This window comes from Shewanella sp. SM21 (assembly GCF_025654335.1).
GTDB classification, from domain to species: Bacteria; Pseudomonadota; Gammaproteobacteria; order Enterobacterales; family Shewanellaceae; genus Shewanella; species Shewanella oncorhynchi.
Map to the genome: position 1 here is coordinate 1 of NZ_JAKKRL010000042.1, position 504 is coordinate 504.

At 47.0% G+C, this 504-nt stretch carries 2 rRNA genes; both read left to right on the forward strand.

From position 1 onward, the window contains the following. Positions 1-229, forward strand: a 23S ribosomal RNA gene (locus L5L94_RS21805); the annotation flags it as partial. A gap of 137 nt (positions 230-366) precedes the next feature. After that, positions 367-482 (forward strand): 5S ribosomal RNA (rrf, locus tag L5L94_RS21810). Positions 483-504: the final 22 nt, after the last annotated feature.

Here is a 504-nt window from a genome sequence, read left to right on the forward strand (position 1 = left end):
CGAACCGCTGGTGTTCGGGTTGTCATGCCAATGGCATTGCCCGGTAGCTACGTTCGGAATCGATAACCGCTGAAAGCATCTAAGCGGGAAGCGAGCCCTAAGATGAGTCATCCCTAGGAATTTAATTCCTCTAAAGAGCCGTTCGAGACTAGGACGTTGATAGGCATGGTGTGTAAGCGTTGTGAGGCGTTGAGCTAACATGTACTAATGACTCGAGAGGCTTAACCATACAACCCAGATGGGTTTTACAAAGAAGCCTTAGACAGAATATCGACACTTGATGAAGTTAAAAACTCAACAGAAAATCAGCTTTCCGAATTATTATTTGCGTGAGCCAGAGATGGACACGGTAATAAACAGAATTTGCTTGGTGACAATAGCCTTGTGGAACCACCTGATCCCATCCCGAACTCAGAAGTGAAACGCAAACGCGCCGATGGTAGTGTGGGGTCTCCCCATGTGAGAGTAGGTCATCGCCAAGCGCCTAATTATCTCATTGAGATG